Raw genomic sequence first — 19,455 nt, 5'->3', positions numbered from 1 at the left:
TTAAAGGTAGATTACGATGCTAATGCAAAGTAATCTGCCTTTTTCTATTTAAATATAGTTTTTCAGCTTCCTTTAATGTGCTTTTCTTAAATGTAATTTTATCGTTAGGTTTTAGCTGAACTATTTTTTGTATGTCTACAGATGCAACATGAGCAATCTTCGGATATGTCTGTCTATCAGCTAAGAGAATAATTGGATTGCCATCTGGAGGGATTAATAAGCTATTCCCTCTTAAAAATAATACTTATATTAAGTTTTTTATTAACATCTGTAAGTTAAAAAGAATAAATATAAAAAAATCGCAGGCGACTGTGGAGCCGTAGATTTTTTTTACGCATCTGCCTTTCCGAACGCATGTGAGGAAAATCTGGCAGGCGAATAAGATTTCTTTTTTATTCTTTTTCTATACAAAAACTAATTAAATAGCCTTCTTCATAAGTTATCCACAGATTCTATTACATTATAAATTCCTATAGAATAAAAAAAGAGCCATTTTAATAAATGACTTCATTGTCTTACTATTTAATTATAATTTTACATAAAAAATAAAATTTTTTCAAGAATTTATTTAAAATTAAATATATTTACCGAAATAATTTTATCATTATTTTAAACATCATTCAAACAAATTTTTTATTGTAGAATTACAACTAAACAGTTGTTAAATAAATTATTTGATTTTCCTCATTTAATCACAACCATTTTGTTGTAATTAAATATGAAAAAAGTTGTTGGAAAAACATTTTTAATTGAAGTATGATGTTTGAGAAAATATTAATGCATTAAGCATAATACTAAAATATATAGATTAGAGGATGTTTACTATGGGGACAGAAAAAAATGAAAAAGTTCAATTAAATACAGCACAGCTGTTAGTTAAATGCTTGGAAGCAGAAGGAGTAGAATATATTTTTGGAATTCCAGGAGAGGAAAACTTAGAAGTAATGAATGCTATTGAAGGGTCAAGTATTAAGTTTATTACGACTCGTCATGAACAAGGGGCTGCATTTATGGCTGATTTATATGGACGGTTAACAGGTAAAGCAGGAGTATGCTTATCAACACTTGGTCCAGGGGCAACTAATTTAGTAACAGGAGTAGCAGATGCACATAGCGATGGTGCCCCTGTAGTTGCAATTACTGGACAGGTTGGAACTGAAAGAATGCATATAACATCGCATCAATTTTTAGATCTTTGTAAAATGTTTGAACCAATTACTAAGAGAAGTAAGCAAATTGTTAGACCAGATACAGTAAATGAAATTGTAAGAATCGCTTTCAAATATGCTGAAAGCGAAAAACCTGGAGCCTGTCATATCGATTTACCTGTAAATATTTCAAAGATGCCTGTAAGTATTTGTGAAAAACCATTAGAAAAGAAAATTCCACCAAAAGAATATGCAGCCTTAGCATCAATAGAGGAAGCTGCAAGTGAGATATTTAAAGCAAGAAATCCAGTTATATTAGCTGGAAGTGGAGCTATTCGGAATAATGCTGCAAAAGCAGTTACAGAATTCGCAAGTAATTTAAAGATTCCAGTAATAAATACTATGATGGCAAAAGGAATAATTCCTTTTGATAATATATATTCAATGTGGACAATAGGAATTCCGCAGAAAGATTATGTAAATAAAGTTATTGAGGATGCTGATTTAGTAGTCACAATTGGTTATGATATCGTAGAATATGCACCAGCAAAATGGAATGTAAATGGAGATACTAAGATTGTTCATGTTGATACAAGACCATCACACATCAATAAGCTTTACCAGCCAATAGTTGAAGTAGTTGGTGATATTTCAGATGCTTTATATAATATAATGAGAAGAACATCTAGAAAAGAAGAGCCAGTTGATGCACTAAAAATCAAAGAAAAAATGGTTAATGAACATCAAATCTATGCAGAAGATGAAAGTTTTCCAATGAAACCTCAGAAAATCTTAAGTGATGTCAGAAAAGTAATGGGACCCCATGATATTGTGGTTTCAGATGTTGGTGCGCATAAGATGTGGATTGCAAGGCATTATAATTGCTATGAGCCAAACACCTGTATAATTTCTAATGGTTTTGCAACAATGGGAATAGGAGTTCCAGGTGCAATTGCAGCAAAATTAATAAATCCTAGTAAGAAAGTTTTAGCAATTGTTGGTGATGGCGGTTTTATGATGAATAATCAGGAAATAGAAACAGCACTTCGTATAGGTACTCCGATTGTCGTTTTAATTTTTAACGATAGAAATTACGGGTTAATAAAATGGAAACAAGAGGATCAGTACGGTAAGAGCTGCTATGTAGAATTCACAAATCCAGATTTTGTTAAAATGGCCGAAAGTATGTATGCAAAAGGATATAGAGTGGAAAAATCAGAAAACTTAATACCAATTTTAGAGGAAGCCTTTAAGCAAGATGTGCCAGTAATTATTGATTGTCAGGTTGATTATAGAGAAAATACAAAGTTAACAAAGCATTTAGCAGAAGTATATAAGAATCTTTAAGCAAAAAATATGATTAAGAGATGATATTTAAAACGAGGCGCTAGAGAACGAAAGGCTAATTGTTAAAACAGAAATTTGTTTATTTAAAATATATAAGGAACTTATTTATAAATTTAAATCTCTACCGGAGGATACTGAATTAAATAAATTTATAGGGAAAACTCTGGATTGCAAGGAAAAAGAAGTATATGATAAAATAGAAGAATAATTAAACGTGCTAATTCCTAGAAAAGCTTTAAGAGATAGAATATTCTAGAATATGAGCTAATATAGTTAAAGATAGTATAGTAGGAAAGTAAAGACGTTTGATGATAAGTAATTATGTAGAATTAGCAATAGAAACAGATATGAAATATATTTATATTAAATACAAGGTAGAGTAGTGTTACGTTATGATGAATTTTCTTAATTTAGAGTATTTTTTAACAGCAGCAGAAGAGCTGAATTTTACAAAAGCGGCAAAAAAATTGTTTATTTCTCAACAGTCATTAAGTTCTCATATTTCAAAATTGGAGAATGATTTGGGGGTTGAATTATTTAATCGTACAGTGCCATTAACATTGACACCAGCGGGGAAAAGTTTAGTGAAAAATGCCTTAAGAATTTTGGATTTAAAAGAGCAGTCAGTAAAGGAATTGGCAGATATTAAAGATTTCAAACGTGGAGATTTGTTTATTGGAGCTTCACATACAAGAGGACGAGCCTTTTTGCCAGAAATTCTTCCTTATTATAATGAAAAGTTTCCTAATATTAATTTACATTTACTTGAAGGAAACTCAAAGGAACTAGATGCAGCTTTATTAAAAGGTGACGTAGATTTAATAATAGGAATGTTACCTTTTAATGTTGAGAATGTAGAGATGGTTCCACTTTGTAATGAAGAAGTTCTTATGGTTGTTCCAGATAATATATTAGTTAAATATTTTCCTAATAATTATATGGAAGTAAAACAAAAACTTGAAAAAGATATGGATATTACATTACTAAAAGATTGCCCATTTCTAATGGTTAATGCTAAAAATAGAGTTAGAATTATTGCAGATGAAATGTTTAATGAAAAAGAAATAAAACCTAATATTATATTGGAGACAGAAAGCATTGAAACAGTGCTGGCACTTTCAGTTAAAGGAATGGGAATTACTTTTTATCCCAAAACCTTAATGAATAATAAAGATTTAATATTCGATAAGAATACAATTACTGGAGTTAATCTCTATCATCTGAAGTATAACAAAACTCATGGTACATTAGCTATTGGATACCAAAAAAATCGGTATGTATCTCAAGCTTTAAAAGAATTTATTGAGCTTGCAAAAGATAAGTACGGAAATATAGAATAATAGCATAAGTTATTAATTAGCGTTCTAGTTCTATAAGGTGTTAAACACTTTTAGTAAACTAGAACGCTTTTATTAATAAAGGGTAAAAGGAATAAGATAAAGGAGCTGCTTACTTTTTGCTTTGGAATTTAACTATTTAGTAATTTCAAACTTAAGTAAAATATATTCCATAACTAAAACTTCCTAGAAGTTAAAGTGATGTTCTTTTAATTGAAGAACCTAAATGGATAAACATATAGGTTTAAAGATTAAATTAACTTGAGCTTTTTTAGCCTTGCACAATAGATGAAGTTTCATTTAAGAAATAAGATCTTGTTTTAGCAGATAGAATTCCTGTCTATTTATCAGTTGTATCCAATTTGTCAATCAACATATCTCCATATCTAACCATTTCATCAATACTTAGAGGCATATTATTTTCAAGCCACCAAATGGCTAAACTAACCATTGAAGAAGAATAAAATTCTGAAAGAATTGGTGCAGGGATTAAAAATATTAGTCCATTAGCTTCGTCACTTTCCAATCTAGATTTTGTACGTCCAACTACTATTTTTTGAAGCACTTTTATTGTGGAACCATTATTTAATAGGCCGACTGAATACATTTTTATATTTTCTTGCATATGTTCTAATAGAAGTCTAAATAAATTTACATAGTATTGCCTTGGATTATCAACTGGAGTCTGTTCAGTGCTTTTTTCTTCGAAATTTTGGACTAATTGACTAATTAAAGAATCAAGCAAATGATATTTATCTTCAAAATGTTTATAAAATGTAGTTCGATGGACCATTGCCTTCTCACAGATATCAGTAATAGTGATATTATCGAAGCTTTTTTCAGAAAGTAAAAGTGTTAAAGCATCAAATAATAATTTATGTGTCCTTCTTATTCTTAAATCAAGAGTTTTATTATTAGTCATAAGTTCCTCCTAAGGAAATAATCTACACATATGTAATTGTGCAGATTAACTATATAGATTAAGGTTATTGTTTCTTGATAACCCTCATACAACAGTATATAGTATTTGTTGTACACCTGTAAAGTTTGTATACATGTGTAGATTATAAAACTATATTTAAATATTTAAATAATGGAGAGGTGGATATTAATGAGACGAAATATAAAAAATCTGATTGCTGTTGGAATTTTAGTAAGTATCATAAATAGTAGCACTGCACCAGTATTTGCAACAGAATCTACATCTACCGAAAGTGAAAATATCTCAAGACAAGCGCAAAATCATACTAATAGGGTGGAAAACGTAAGCGTTGGACAAGGTATACATGATGATGTAGATAAGAGAGTTCTAAAACTAACTGATGCAATAAATGCGGCAATAAGTAATAGTGATAAGTTTGCTTTAAAATCCAAACAAATAACCTATTATCGAAATAAGGAGGATCTTCAAGAAAAAAGCACTGATTTTAATAAATCATTAGAAACAGATATCCACTACTCTGATGATGTATATGATTATCCTTACGATAAACTTGAATTGCAGGAAAAGCAGACAAAACAATCAAGGGATTTCATGGAAGATCAAATATCGAGTGATATTACCAATAAATATAATGATATGGTTTTAAAGCAAATTGATATAGATAAATCAAAAAGAAACTTGGAATTAAAGAAAAATGATTTAACTTATTTAAAAGGAAAGCTGTCGCTCGGAATGGCGACAGAGAATCAAGTTACTGATGCTGAGGTTGAATTAAAATCATTACAAGATGATATAACAGCAAAGGAAAATGCCTTAAGTGATGCTAAAGATTATTTCAAAGTGTTAACTGATTTAGATTTAAAGAATACTTACATACTTGATTATAATATGGATTATGAAAAATTTAAAATAGATGGTTCAGTTGAGGAGTATATAGACGATAAGCTTAACAGCTATTTTGAATATGATGATAAAATATTAGATTTAACTAAGGACTATCTGAAAGATTTGAAGGACGAAGGAATAAAAGACATTATGAATAAGGATATACCAATAGCACCTAAAAAATCCGATTATGTTACAACTGATGCCAATGGTAATTCTACATTAGATTCTGGTGGGCTTGCTTTGTCGTTAATAGCATATGAACAAAAAGAATTAAAGTATTATGCAGATCTTAAGAATTATGAAGCTTACCTAGATGGTAAATACAGTTACGATGAATCAAAAGTTAAGTTAGATGATACAAAAAAGAATCTTAAAAATATATTAAAACAAAATTATTCAACGCTTCTTGATATTGAAAATAAAATAGATAACTTAAAGGAACAGGTTAATTCAACAAATACTAAACTTAAATTTGCAAAAGCTCAAGTAGATATGGGATTAATGCTACAAAATGATTATGATAAACAAGTTATAGCAAGTGAAGAATTGGATACTGCTTTAAGAAAACTTATTTATATTCATAATAACTTAAGAGATAGTATTCAAAAGCCATGGATATTAAGCAACTAATAAATTTTTTCAATGAATAAAAATTATTCAGGAAAATAAACTCAATAAATATCATGTTTCATGTACGATATGGTGAATACAAGGAGGATATATGAATAAGAAGATAATAGCTATTTGTTTAGTAATTTTAAATTTTACAACATTAAGTGGATGCAGTAAAAATGATAAAAAAGTAGATGCAAAAACCTATCCAGTAAAAACAGTAGAACTTCAAAATCAAAGCCATTCAAGTGATTTAGAATATGAGGGTATAACAGGAGGAAGTGAAGTAAGAAAGCTTTCCTTCAAAAGTCCAGCTAAAATTTCAAAAATATATGTTGTAAAAGGTCAACAGGTGAAAAAAGGAGATAACCTGGTTGATTTAGATAAAAGTGACTTAAATTTGGCAGAAAATGCTGCAAAAGCCCAAATGGATGCAGCACAAGCCCAATATGATAAAGCAGTAAATGGAGCACAAGCTGAGGATATAAATAAAGCTGAAATAGCAGTAAAAAACGCTCAGGACGAGTATAATTACTGCAAGGATTTATATGATAAAACTGTTAGTTTATTTCAAATAAAGGCTGCTACTGAGCAGCAGGTTAACGATCTTAAAATTAAATTAGATGGTAGTGAAAGCCAGTTAAATGCAGCAAAGGAAACATTGACACAGCTTCAAAATGGAATAAGGGAAGAGGATAAGCAAGCAGCATTGGCACAGGTAAATGCTGCAAAAGCTAATTATGATTCAAAGGTTAATTTAGTTCAAGATGCATCTCTTGTAGCAGATGAAGATGGTTATGTAGTAGATGTCCTTTGTAAAGAAGGAGAAATGCAACAAGCTGGGTATCCAGTAATTTTAGTTAGAAGTGACAATCAAGTGGTTACTGCAGGAATATCTGATGATGATGTAAAGAAAATACAGGTAGGAACAAAAGCAGAAGTTAAAATAGATGACACTACTACTGATGGAGAAATTATGAATATAGTTCAAGCACCTGATAAACAAAGTGGAACTTACAGTGCAGAAATCAAAATTTTAAATCCAATAGATAATGATAAATATTACGTAGGCCAATCTGTGAAAGTGTATATTGATAATGGAGAAAAGAGTGGCATATGGATTCCAATTACCAGCATTTTGAATGATGGACAAGATTATGTTTATACAGTGGAAGATGGACGTGCTGTTAGGAAAAATGTAACTTTAGGAGATACAAATGAAAATGAAGTATGCATAGAGGGATTAGAAGTTGGAGAAAACCTTATTACTGAAGGTATGAAAAATATAAAAGCTGGATATCAGGTTTCAGCAGAATAAAGGGGGATGAATTATGGGATTGATTAAAGCGGCTATAAAAAATAAAAAAATAGTAATATTCTTAATAACTATAGCTATTTTAAGTGGATGTTATTGCTATTATATTGTTCCTAAGCAGGAAATGCCAGATGTTTCATCTCCAGCAGCAATGATTACAACAATTTATCCAGGAGGTTCTCCTAGTGATATAGAAAGTTTAGTTTCAAAAAAAGTTGAAGAAAAAGTTGAAGAAATAGATGGTTATGATTATTGTGAGTCTTACTCTGTAAATAATGCTTCAATAGTTGTTGTTTTCTTAACTAATGATGCTGATAAAGAGAAAGCATGGCGTGATATGAGAGATAAGGTAAAAGATCTAAAATCAGATCTCCCAGATGGATGTCAAGATAGTGAGATAAATACGAAACTTACAGAGACTGCCGGTATGATTTTAAGTGTATCAGGAGATAATTATTCATATGAACAATTGGGAAATTATGCAGATGATATAAAGAAGCAGCTAAGCAATGTTAATGGTATTTCAAGATTTGATATAAAGGGTAAACAAGATAATCAGGTAAAAGTGGAGGTTGATTTAAATAAGATAAACAAATATTCAATTTCTTTTGAAGACATATGTGGAGTATTAAAAGCTCAAAATATAGATATTCCATCAGGGTCTTTAAATTTAAAAGAAGGAAAAATAAAAGTTGAGACACCTGGAAGTTTTACATCTCTTAAGGAGATAGAAGATACAGTGGTAAATGTTTCAACTGACACTGGACAAACTATTAGGATTAAAGATATAGCAAAGGTTTATATGGGGTATGATGATGATTCAAATTATAAATTTACTACTAATGGAGAAAATTCCGTATTAATTGTCGGTTACTTTCAAGATAATAAAAATATAGTTTTAATAGGTAAGGATACAACAAAAAAGTTAGATGAGATAAAAAAACAATTACCACCAGATTTGAAAATAGATCAAGTTACTTTTCAGCCTAAGGCTGTAGATGAATCGGTTTCTTTCTTTATGGAGAACCTTAGAGATGGTGTAATTCTGGTAGTTATAACTGTTTTAATAGGAATGGGATTTAGAAATGCAATGGTAGTATCAGCAGTAATTCCGATATCTATAGCTATGTCATTTATTGCTATGAATGCTCTTGGTATTAAAGTCCAGGAAATGTCTACCACAGCACTTATTATAGCTCTTGGAATATTAGTAGATGATGCCATTGTAATAGGCGATGTTGTGCAGGTAGGTGTTGATGAAGGCATGTCTGGAGATGAAGCTGCTTTTCATGGTATTAAAAAATTATTTGTGCCTGTATTCACATCTACATTGATTATTATTGGTGCTTTTGCACCACTTTTAAATATACCTGGTGGAGCAGGAGAATTCTTAAGAACTTTGCCTCAGGTAGTAATGATATGTATTGCGTGTTCTTACTTATCAGCACTGTTTGTAACTCCTGCTATGGCATCTATATTTTTTAGAAAAAGTAAAAAAGTTGAGAAGGAAAGTATAATAAAAAGGTTTTTCCATAAACTTTTAAATTATGGACTTAAGAATAAAATAAAGATTATTATAATATGTTTATGTTTATTTGCAGTATCAATAGGATTGCTGAATTCAATAGGAACGAAGTTCTTTCCTTATGCAGATAAAGACATTCTTTATATAGATGTTGCTAATGAAAAAGTGGATAATATTGACAGCACGAGTGATTTAGTAAAACAAGTTGAAGATATAGTAAAATCAGATGAAGATGTTACAAGTTATACGTCAGCTATAGGTGGTGCTGTGCCTAAATTTTATATTACTATACCTCCTCTTGCACCAGCAAAAGATAAAGCTCAAATTATGATGAACATAGACCTAAATAAGACCAAAAAGTTCAGTACAAGACAAGAATTAGCTGAATATTTACAAAGTCAAATAGATAGTAAAATATCCGGAGGTACTGCAACAGTAAAACTCTTGGAACAAGCAATGCCAACAGGTGCACCTATTCGTATAAGACTTACAGGAGATGATTTAGAGAAGCTTTATTCGGCTTCAGATCAAATACAAGAAAAATTAAATGGTATTCCAGGAACTACAAATGTAAGAGATGATGCAGCAAAAAAGACTTATCAATATGAAGTAGATATAGATAGTACTAAGGCAGTACAGCATGGTTTATTAAAATCTGATATAGAAAAGCAGATAAGCATTGCTATAAGAGGATATGCTGCTTCTGTATACAGAAAAAATGGAAGTGATTACGATATACTAGTTAAAAGTAATGCTATATCAGTTGAAGATTTAAAAAATTTACAAGTGAAATCCAGCCTTGCAAAAAACAAGGTATTGTTATCAGAAGTAGCAACTATAAAACTTGATTCACAGATAGACCAAATAAAACATTATAAGAAAGATAAAACTGTAACAGTATATAGCGATATAAAAACTGGTTATAATGCTGTTACCGTAGAAAATGCATTAAGTCCGGAAATAAATAAGATGGATATAGATGGTGTAAATGTTATTTATGATGGTGAGAAACATCAAATAGATTTGAATTTTACAAGTCTAGGTATAGCTGCAGCCATGTGTATACTAATAATTTATGTGATTTTATTTGTTCAATTTAAATCTTTTGTACAGCCACTTATAATAATGTGTGCACTTCCACTATCATTAATAGGAGTAACGGCAGGGCTTCTCACATTTAAGATGCAGCTATCTTTAACTGCTGTAATGGGAATAATAAGTTTAATTGGAGTAGTTATAAGAAATGGTATTCTGCTTGTGGAATATATAATTGAAGGAAGAAAAGAAGGTCTTTCTATAGATGAAGCATGCTTGAATGCTGTAAGTCAAAGATTCAGGCCGATAATACTAAGTTCTGTAGCAACTATTACAGGTCTTATACCACTTGCATTTTCAAAAAGTGCGTTATTTGGACCTATGTCTGTAACCATAATATTTGGACTTGCATCAGCTACTTTCCTTACATTCGTAGTTGTTCCAGTGGTTTATTCTTTAGTTAATACTAGGTTAGAGGAGATATCAATAAAGCCTGATAAGCCAAGTGTTAAATCACTGAAATTCTGGAAAAAGCAAGGATAAGTGAATAAAATAGCTACTATTTATGATGCTAATATCTAAAATAGTGGCTATTTACTGCATTTGTGATCATTGAATAAGAAGAGGTTTAGTGCTGTTTTAAAAATGTTATGTTTATGGGTATTGTTGCAGTTATGTGGAATAAAAGTACGTGAGTATATCATATACCTTCACTAGAAATTATAAATATATTTGTGAAGAAAACATTTGAAAATGAGCTGATGAGATTCTTAGTTGTAAATTGTTCCACTTTAGCTTGTGAAGTGAGAGTCCAAAATTTTATTTTGGGTTCCTCGAACTTCCTCAGCGAATGTAATGAGTCGAACTTCCCTAGGAAAGTGGGAGCATGCTAAAGTGGTGAAATCTGTAACTTAGAATTTCCAGCGATATTTTTATAGTTTTTCGGAACAAAATATTTATAATTTCGGTAAGCCATGACATAAGTTCAAGCTTATCTATAAGTTCTAAAGAATGTGCAAATTTCTTCAGCAAAATTTTCAGGATCTTCCATGGCTGTAAAATGTCCTCCTTTAGGCATTGTAGTCCAGCGAGTGATATTTAGATTGCGCATAGCCCATTCTTTTGGTGGAAGCAATACATCAGCTGGGAATAAAGCCATGCCTGTTGGTATATCTATGTGTCCCATTGGTGGCAATGAATGTGTATTTTCATAATATGCATTTGCTGATGAGCCTATGGTATTTGTGACCCAATAGATCATTGTATTAGTGAGAAGTTCATCTTTGCTAAAGTTTTTACTTAAATCACCATTGCAATCACTCCAACCTCGAAATTTTTCTATAATCCATGCAGCTAAGCCTACTGGTGAGTCAGAAAGTCCATAGGCAATGGTTTGAGGTTTTGTAGATTGAATAGACATATAACCTGCTTCGTTTGACATCCATTCTGAAGCAATTTTCTTATAATTCAATTCATCTTTTGAAAGCTCTGTATCATTTGACATCATAAGATCTCTGATAATTCCAATATCAGTTAGATGGATTCCTATTAGAAGTTCTGGATGGTTTAATGCTAAGTATCTTGTAACACCTGAACCCATATCTCCACCTGCAGCAGCAAACTTACTGTAACCAAGTTTTTCAGTCATTAGCTTTGCCCAAAGCTCAGAAACACGATAATTGTTCATGCCACTATGTTTTGAAGCACTAGAAAAGCCAAAGCCAGGTAGCGAAGGGATAATTATATCAAAAGAATCATTAGGATCACCACCATAACTTGCAGGGTCAGTAAGAAGTGGGATAATCTTTTGATAGCGTATGAAACTGTCAGGCCATCCATGAGTAAGTATAATTGGGGTAGGATTAGGTCCCTTTCCTTTTTCGTGTATGAAGTGAATATCTATCCCATCCACATTACAGCGAAAATGAGAAAAGCGGTTTAATTCTTTTTCTTGTGCACGCCAGTCAAACTCATCCTTCCAATACGAAACAAGTGATTTTAAATAACTTATATTAGTACCTCGTTCCCAACTTGAGTTTTCTAGCAGCTCAGGCCAGCGTATATGATCCAATCTGTATTTTAAATCATTAAGTACCTCATCAGATACTTGGATATTGAATTTTTTAATAGACATAATAATTCTCCTTTCATATAAGTTATAAACAGTAAGTTATTAATAGACTTATTTGCATAACTTTCTTTAATTCTTAATAATAGTCTACCATTTAGAAAATATGATACAATGTCATAAATGAAGCTTTTAACTATACTATTTGTAAAAGAACAAGAACAAAATCTCAAAGGCGACTGTGGAATTGTCGACTTTTGGTGTGGGGATTTTTTACGTATTTGTCTTAGAATTTGCTATTGATTAATAAAAATATAAATGGTAATTTAAATTTATTACTTATTTTAATGTACCCAATGGAGGAATGCTTATGCCACAAATGGATCGTCACAAGAATAGAACTGTATATATAGAATTTATTGCAAATGAAAACTTTGTAAATCTTCCTTATAAAGAGCGTTTAACTATAACCTTTATTACGAGTGGAAGCATGAATTTACAACTAAATGGTCGCCCTGTGAAAATTGTCGCTCCAAGTATTCTTTGTTTATCAATGGAAGATAAAATAGAAGTTATTGAAAAACAAAATGTATCTTCGCAATCATTTTGTTTCCATCCAGATTTTTTTAATACAGCTCATTTCTCAGAAAATACTGGATATCTGTCAACTAATCTAAAAATAAAAACTGGTCTTTTACTTTTTGGAAAAGATAAAATTCATACTAGGGTATATGCTGTAGATGAGAAAATATATTTGAAATTATATGAGTGGTTTTTTATTATGGGAACAGAAGTATATGCACAAAGTGACTCGCTTTGGGTGTGTAGAATAAAAAAATACTTAATACAAATACTTGGATTGATTGAAGAGCTAAACCACCATAGCGAAGAATCACCTGTTAATTTGGTTTTAGAATATATACATATAAACTATTCTGATAAAATAACATTGGAAGATTTAACAAGATGTGCTCATTTGAATCGTGTGTCACTAAATAAAAGTTTTCAGGATCTATGTGGCTGCACAGCAATGGCCTACTTACTAGCGTACCGCTTAAAGGTTTCTGAGAGTCTATTGACTCATACTGATATGAGCTTAAACGAAATTGCACGTGCCACTGGCTTTGAATATGATACATATTTTATAAAACAATTTTTGGCTAAAAAGGGTATGACTCCAACAGAGTTTAGGAAAAACTCACGAGAATTTTCAAGTCACCAATAAAAAATGTGAAATATATTTGAGAAGATAAATAATACCATTTAAGAAATGGAATTAGCAATAGTAGAGGATACTGAAGTTTATAAAAATCGGAATCCTCTATATTTATGGTATTTAATGTATTGTAATCTTATTTTAAGAATATACTATATTCTTAAAAGTCTAATTCATAAAAGCCTATCTTAACTGTGACATAATGTGAGTTTGATAATTTTATAAGGAATGAATATATCATTTAAAACTTATATATTCACTGCTAAAAAGTCTAATTCATTAGTAGGAGTTCATGTATGCAAATGAAGTTATTGGAAAAATATAAATATTTTTATTATGTATAGATTTACAGAACTTGAATATTTATGAAATTAAGAATAAAATGATATAATGACAGAAAATGTTGAAATATGAAATTATTTAATAGAAACGTATAAAATTTAAGTTATAGTTTCTCGATAATTATATAAAGTAGAAATTTATTAAAATATTTTATGCCGGAGGTGGTTTTATTTATATTAGTTTATTTATTTCGTTAATGTTATGTTGCGTTTTTTATTCATTCCTAGGGATATATGGATACAGGATGGACAAAAAATCAAAAGCTAATCAAATATTTTTAAATTTAAGCATGTGTTGTGCTGCTTGGGCACTTGGATATGCAATGATGCTGACTTGTGAAAATATAAATATAGCGTTTTTTTGGAGGGCAGTTTCAGTTTTTGGGTATTGTTTTTTTTCTGGTCACTGGCTGTATTTTGCACTTGTATTAAATAATGAGAAAGAAAGTAAATACAATCGGATTATAATAATTTTAGCCCACGTTCCTGCTGCATTATTATTTTTATGCAATATTATGGTTGAACCATCTTCAGCTATGATTAGAAGACCTTATGGATGGATTGATGTGGCTCCAAATTTATTTGGTCAAATTGCATACAGCATATGTTCTATAATTTTTTATGTATCAGGTCTTGTAATGCTATTTAATAGAGGGAGATATTCAAAAAAGAATAGGATAAGAAAGCAAAATAAAATTATTTTATGGACATGTTTTATAAGTATTACCATAGGGGTATTAACAGATATTATTTTACCTATGTTTGGAATTCTTGTCTTTCCTTCAGCAGTTTTGAGTGGAACTATAGCGTTGGGTGGTGTTTGCTATGCAATAAGTAAGCACAGGTTTATGTTAACTACTTCGAAGTATTTATCAGAATACATTTTTAATAGTGTTAAGAACCCAATATTTATTTTAGATGAGAATTTTGCAATCCAAAATTGTAATGAAGCGTCATCAAATATAACAGATTATAAATTTAAAGAATTAGAAGGAAAGATGTTCAGCGATTTAATATCTTATAAAAACATTGATTTTAATACTATAATAGAAAATAGTTATGTGAGAAATGTAGAGGTTAATTTACAACAAAAAGATGAAGGATACATTGTATGTGAATTATCAAGTACAGTTATATATGATGAGTATGACGATAAACTAGGTATTGTAATTTTGATACATGATATTTCAGAAAGAAAGAGAATAGCAGAAATAGAAAAGAAATATACTTTAAAACTGGAAAGAAAAAATTCGAAACTTGTAGATCAAATAAAAGATAAGATACTTGCAGAAGAAAAAATTCGTCATTATGTATATTATGATGCTCTCACAGAAATTCCTAATAGAAAAATGATGTTAGAAAATATTAATCAACTATTAAAAAATAAAGATAAAAAATTTGCAATTCTTTTTATAGATTTAGATGATTTTAAAAATATAAATGATAATTTTGGACATCAAGTTGGTGACAAAGTTCTTAAAAAAGTAGCATCTACATTGAAAGATTCTATAGGTCCACAGGATATAATTAGTAGAATTGGTGGAGATGAATTTATAATTATATTGAAAAATGTAGAGTCTGATATATACATTAAAGAAATTGCTCTAAGAATACAAAAGGAATTGAAAAAGCCAATTACTTATAATGAAGAATCTTTAATTCTTGGAGCAAGTATAGGAATAAGTATATTCCAAGAGCATGGAGAAGATTCAGATACTTTGATTAACAATGCAGATTTAGCTATGTATGAAGTTAAGAAAAATGGTGGTTATGACTTTGCTATATATTCACCTAAAATGGAACATAAAGCAATTGATAAATTAGAAATGAAGATGAAATTAAATAAAGCATTATCAAATAATGAATTTATGGTTTATTATCAACCTATTATGGATTTAAAGTCAAAGAAAGTGTTAAATTCAGAAGCGCTTATAAGATGGAGGCAAGGGGATAGAATTATTCCGCCTATAGAATTTATTCCTATAGCTAAAAGTGTAGGAGAAATAATACCAATCGATAATTGGATGTTAGAAAATGCTTGTATACAGTGCAAAAAGTGGAATGAAATTGGATCGCATGAATTTAGTGTATCAGTAAACACCTCTTATTCTCAACTAAAGCAACCTGAATTTGTATCACTCGTTCAAAATATATTGGAGGCATATTCTCTGCCGTCTGAATACCTGAACCTAGAAGTTACTGAAGATGAGGCCATGGAGGATTTTGAAACAATTATAAACATATTGGAACAATTTAAGAGTATGGGAATAAAAATATCATTAGATGATTTTGGAACAGGCTATTCATCTCTTAATTATGTAAATAAATTGCCTATTGATAAAATAAAAATTGATAAATCCCTTATAATGAATTTGGAAACAAACTATAAAAATCTAACGATTATTAAATCAATAATAAATATGGGACATAGCTTAGATATTAAAATTGTTGCAGAAGGAATTGAAACAAAAGAACAGCTTAGAATCTTAAACGAGCTTAAATGTGATTTCATTCAAGGGTATTTAATAGGAAAACCTATGGAAGCATCCGATTTTGAACATAAGTTTATTAATTAAATTTTCGTTTAAAATTAAGCTGATCCATATAAAGAGGACTTATTTTAATGAATTCCATACTGTTTAGTAATGGGGTCCATAAAAATCGGCAATTTAGGAGGAAGAAAAGTAAAAAGAGTAAAACAGATTATTATTAAAGAACCTATTATAATAGATAAATAAAAATGAAGCATAATTAATGTTGCATATTTATAAATATGCAAAGATAAACATTGGGCTATAGAAAGCCCTAAAAATAATGAAAATATGTCAAGAAATAATGATTGTATTCCGAGAGCACCTGTGTAGGTATAGAAAAAGCAAGTTATAACAATACAGCTAGTAATAACTGAAATGACAGAGCATATGGCCCAGATATACAAGTTAACTTTATCTCGAAATATTAAAATGCCTAGTATATACCAAATAAAAGTAGGATAGGTAGAAAGTTTTAAATGTTCCCAGATACTTTCGTTAACAGGAGTAAAGATACCTACTATAACTGATTTACCACTCCAATCATATGCAAAGTGAGCTAATGATCCAAGTAAAAAAGTAATTGGAATACCGATAATAAACCAAAATTCAGGACTTAAAAGCATGTTATTCATAATTTAGATACATCTCCAATTTAAATTATATAACTGCTTTAAATAAAGTTATAGATATCCAACTATAATCTGTACGTATGCGTATACCTCACCGAAATGAATAATATACTTTTGTTCCAGTTTCTAGGTAATTATGATGGGTGATTCTAAGGCTATAAAGTTGCACCCAAAGTGCTAGCCTCAAAGAACAAGCTTTGAACTAGCACATTTGGAACAACTTATAGCCAAGGATAACATCCATCAAAATTACCAATGAAACATTCCACAAAAGTATACCATTCATTTCTGGTTGGAAGATATTTCATGGGTTAAGTATAGTTCATTATTGGGTTATCTATATAAACTAACTATAAAGCAGTTTCATATAATAAATATATGTATCATAAATGAAAATTAAAACCTAAAAGCCTTATGTAAAATTTTGCTTAATACTTTCAGCGAAATTTTCATAGTCCTGCGAAATAACAATGTTTCTGCTTTCGGTGAGCTATATTGCTAAAGCTTTAAGTTCATATATTCACTAGAAATCATAAATATATTTGTGGAGAAAACATTTGAAAATGAGCTGTTAAAGGTTCTTAGTTGTAGGTTGTTCCATTTTAGCTTGTCAAACTGAAAGTTGGAGCATGCTAAAGTGGATACAAGCTGCTGCTTAGAACCTTCAGCGATATTTTCATAGCTTTTCGGAATCAAAATATTTATGATTTCGTAAATTAACACATAAATCTAGGTTTTAAAGTTGGATCTCTATATAAATCATAGTTATATAAAGTATAATTAATATGCATTTCAATTATGGTATCTGTTTTGATATACTATTTTTAATGTCAGGTATATTTAAAATGGAGGTGTTTTTATGAATATTAAGTGGAATGCTAAAGGGTATACAAAAGATTTTCAGTTTGTACATCAATATGGTGAAGATGTTTTAAATTTGTTAGATATTGAGAAAGGAATTAAAGTCTTAGATCTTGGATGTGGTAATGGAGCATTAACGAAAAAGATTTCGGACATGGGAGCAGATGTAATTGGTATGGATGCATCAGGAGAAATGCTGGAAATTGCAAGAAAAAATTATCCTGAACTAACATTTATACAGGATGATGCAGTGAAGTTTATTTTAAATGAACAAGTTGATGCGATATTTTCTAATGCAGTTTTTCATTGGATTGATAATCAAGATGGATTGCTAGAGAGTGTTTATAATGGATTAAAAATAAACGGAAGCTTAGTATGTGAATTTGGAGGATACGGATGCACAGAAACAATCCATTCATTTTTGCAAAAGGCTTTTGAAGCAAGGGGATTAGAATATAAGAGAACATTCTATTTTCCAACTATTGATGAATATACTCCTATTCTTAGAAAGCATGGACTACAAACAGTATATGCAGCATTATTTGATCGTAAAACCGCACTTATAGGTGAAGATGGAATGAAGAATTGGATTGAAATGTTTGTTATACAGCCTTTTAAAGGCTTAGATGACTCGTTAAAAAATGAAATTATTGATGAGGCGGTAAAAAGCTTAAAACCTATTCTATATCAGAATGGAGTATGGTATGCAGATTATGTGCGCATTAGATTGAAAGCTAGAAAAATATAAGATATATATGTTGGAAATATACTAGTTCTAAAAATATCGTAAGAATTTTAACCGTAATTGTGAATTATGAAATGTGCATTGTGAATTACAAAATATCTATAGAAAAGATACGAATTTAGAGGAATATCAATCATAAATGGTGAACAAATATATTATAGTAATAAAATAATATTAAAGCTGCAATAACATGTTTATTAATAAACAAAGCACTGTCTTTAGCAGGAGTTTATGTAAAGTAAGCCTTTAAATATTGGAGGAAATAATGAATAAAGAACGTAAACCACATATTTATAATGAATATAAATATGTAATTGATGAAATTAAGAACTTACTAAAAGATAATGAAAAATTAGTAATAGCCATTGATGGAAGATGTGGCGGAGGGAAGAGTTCCTTAGGAGCAATGCTTGCAGAAGAGTTTGATTGCAGCCTTTTTCACATGGATGATTTCTTCCTTCCTCCAAGAATGAAAACAAAAGAACGACTAGCACAGCCTGGTGGAAATGTTCACTACGAAAGATTTGAGGAGGAAATCTTAAAGTCATTAAAAAACGACGAGCCTGCTGTATATAGAAAATATTTATGCAATAAAGGGGAGCTAAGTCAGCCTATAAAAGTAGAACCTAAAAATTTAACTATAGTTGAAGGAAGTTATAGTCTGCATCCTACATTAAGGGATTATTATGATTATAAAATTTTTATAACTATTGATCCTAAAGTGCAGCATGAACGAATTCTAAAACGTAATGGTGAAGAAAAACTTCAGGATTTCATAAACAAATGGATTCCACTGGAAGAACATTACTTTACAGAACTAGACATTGAGAATAAATGTGACATAATATTTGATACTACAAACATAAAGAGATAGATGAAAAGTTCATTTAGATAATACGATTTTTAATAAA

General features: G+C 30.0%; 12 protein-coding genes and 1 pseudogene. 9 read left to right on the top strand and 4 right to left on the bottom strand.

The features are described 5' to 3' along the window. Window positions 1-19 precede the first annotated feature (19 nt). Window positions 20-223 (bottom strand): annotated as a pseudogene (locus F3K33_RS14540) (KipI antagonist); the annotation flags it as partial. Window positions 224-824: 601 nt separating this feature from the next. On the opposite strand from F3K33_RS14540, the gene F3K33_RS14535 reads away from it, so the two are divergent. Both F3K33_RS14535 and F3K33_RS14530 read left to right on the top strand, forming a co-directional pair. Then, window positions 825-2,495 carry an acetolactate synthase large subunit gene (locus F3K33_RS14535; protein ID WP_039768750.1) on the top strand — a complete coding sequence of 557 codons (1,671 nt, stop codon included), beginning with the start codon at window positions 825-827 and terminating at the stop codon, window positions 2,493-2,495. Window positions 2,496-2,887: 392 nt separating this feature from the next. Beyond that, the gene (locus F3K33_RS14530; protein ID WP_023975382.1) at window positions 2,888-3,835 is read left to right on the top strand and encodes a LysR family transcriptional regulator; all 948 of its coding nucleotides are present in this window, start codon (window positions 2,888-2,890) and stop codon (window positions 3,833-3,835) included. A gap of 337 nt (window positions 3,836-4,172) precedes the next feature. Here F3K33_RS14530 and F3K33_RS14525 read toward each other — a convergent pair whose 3' ends face one another. After that, window positions 4,173-4,754 carry a TetR/AcrR family transcriptional regulator gene (locus F3K33_RS14525; protein WP_012059068.1) on the bottom strand — a complete coding sequence of 194 codons (582 nt, stop codon included), beginning with the start codon at window positions 4,752-4,754 and terminating at the stop codon, window positions 4,173-4,175. Window positions 4,755-4,943: 189 nt separating this feature from the next. Between F3K33_RS14525 and F3K33_RS14520 the strand changes: the two genes are divergently transcribed. The 3 genes from F3K33_RS14520 (at window position 4,944) to F3K33_RS14510 (ending at window position 10,693) form a co-directional block, all read left to right on the top strand. After that, complete coding sequence (locus tag F3K33_RS14520; protein ID WP_039768747.1) at window positions 4,944-6,293, top strand: TolC family protein; 1,350 nt, start codon at window positions 4,944-4,946, stop codon at window positions 6,291-6,293. A gap of 91 nt (window positions 6,294-6,384) precedes the next feature. Next, window positions 6,385-7,593 (top strand): efflux RND transporter periplasmic adaptor subunit, encoded by a 1,209-nt coding sequence (locus tag F3K33_RS14515; RefSeq protein ID WP_039768745.1) that lies wholly within the window; start codon window positions 6,385-6,387, stop codon window positions 7,591-7,593. Window positions 7,594-7,606: 13 nt separating this feature from the next. Then, a complete protein-coding gene (locus F3K33_RS14510; RefSeq protein ID WP_039768743.1) occupies window positions 7,607-10,693 on the top strand; it encodes an efflux RND transporter permease subunit in 3,087 nt (1,028 codons plus the stop codon). A 448-nt stretch (window positions 10,694-11,141) separates the two neighbouring features. Here F3K33_RS14510 and F3K33_RS14505 read toward each other — a convergent pair whose 3' ends face one another. Then, the gene (locus tag F3K33_RS14505) at window positions 11,142-12,284 is read right to left on the bottom strand and encodes an epoxide hydrolase family protein (protein WP_039768741.1); all 1,143 of its coding nucleotides are present in this window, start codon (window positions 12,282-12,284) and stop codon (window positions 11,142-11,144) included. A gap of 304 nt (window positions 12,285-12,588) precedes the next feature. Here F3K33_RS14505 and F3K33_RS14500 point away from each other — a divergent pair, with 304 nt between their 5' ends. Both F3K33_RS14500 and F3K33_RS14495 read left to right on the top strand, forming a co-directional pair. Next, entirely contained in the window at window positions 12,589-13,443 is an 855-nt protein-coding gene (locus F3K33_RS14500) for a helix-turn-helix domain-containing protein (RefSeq protein WP_039768739.1), read from the top strand. A 577-nt stretch (window positions 13,444-14,020) separates the two neighbouring features. Further along, the gene (locus F3K33_RS14495; RefSeq protein WP_243141302.1) at window positions 14,021-16,351 is read left to right on the top strand and encodes an EAL domain-containing protein; all 2,331 of its coding nucleotides are present in this window, start codon (window positions 14,021-14,023) and stop codon (window positions 16,349-16,351) included. Window positions 16,352-16,395: 44 nt separating this feature from the next. Here F3K33_RS14495 and F3K33_RS14490 read toward each other — a convergent pair whose 3' ends face one another. Beyond that, complete coding sequence (locus F3K33_RS14490; protein ID WP_039768734.1) at window positions 16,396-16,941, bottom strand: DUF6512 family protein; 546 nt, start codon at window positions 16,939-16,941, stop codon at window positions 16,396-16,398. An 856-nt stretch (window positions 16,942-17,797) separates the two neighbouring features. Here F3K33_RS14490 and F3K33_RS14485 point away from each other — a divergent pair. Both F3K33_RS14485 and F3K33_RS14480 read left to right on the top strand, forming a co-directional pair. Continuing rightward, complete coding sequence (locus F3K33_RS14485) at window positions 17,798-18,547, top strand: class I SAM-dependent methyltransferase (RefSeq protein ID WP_039768732.1); 750 nt, start codon at window positions 17,798-17,800, stop codon at window positions 18,545-18,547. A 262-nt stretch (window positions 18,548-18,809) separates the two neighbouring features. Further along, window positions 18,810-19,418 carry a uridine kinase family protein gene (locus tag F3K33_RS14480; protein ID WP_039768730.1) on the top strand — a complete coding sequence of 203 codons (609 nt, stop codon included), beginning with the start codon at window positions 18,810-18,812 and terminating at the stop codon, window positions 19,416-19,418. The last annotated feature ends 37 nt before the right edge of the window (window positions 19,419-19,455 follow it).

The sequence above is a fragment of the Clostridium beijerinckii genome (assembly GCF_008705175.1).
In the GTDB taxonomy this organism is placed as follows: domain Bacteria; phylum Bacillota; class Clostridia; order Clostridiales; family Clostridiaceae; genus Clostridium; species Clostridium beijerinckii.
The sequence above is the reverse complement of the archived record's forward strand: the minus strand, read 5'-3'. Positions and strand labels throughout refer to the sequence as shown.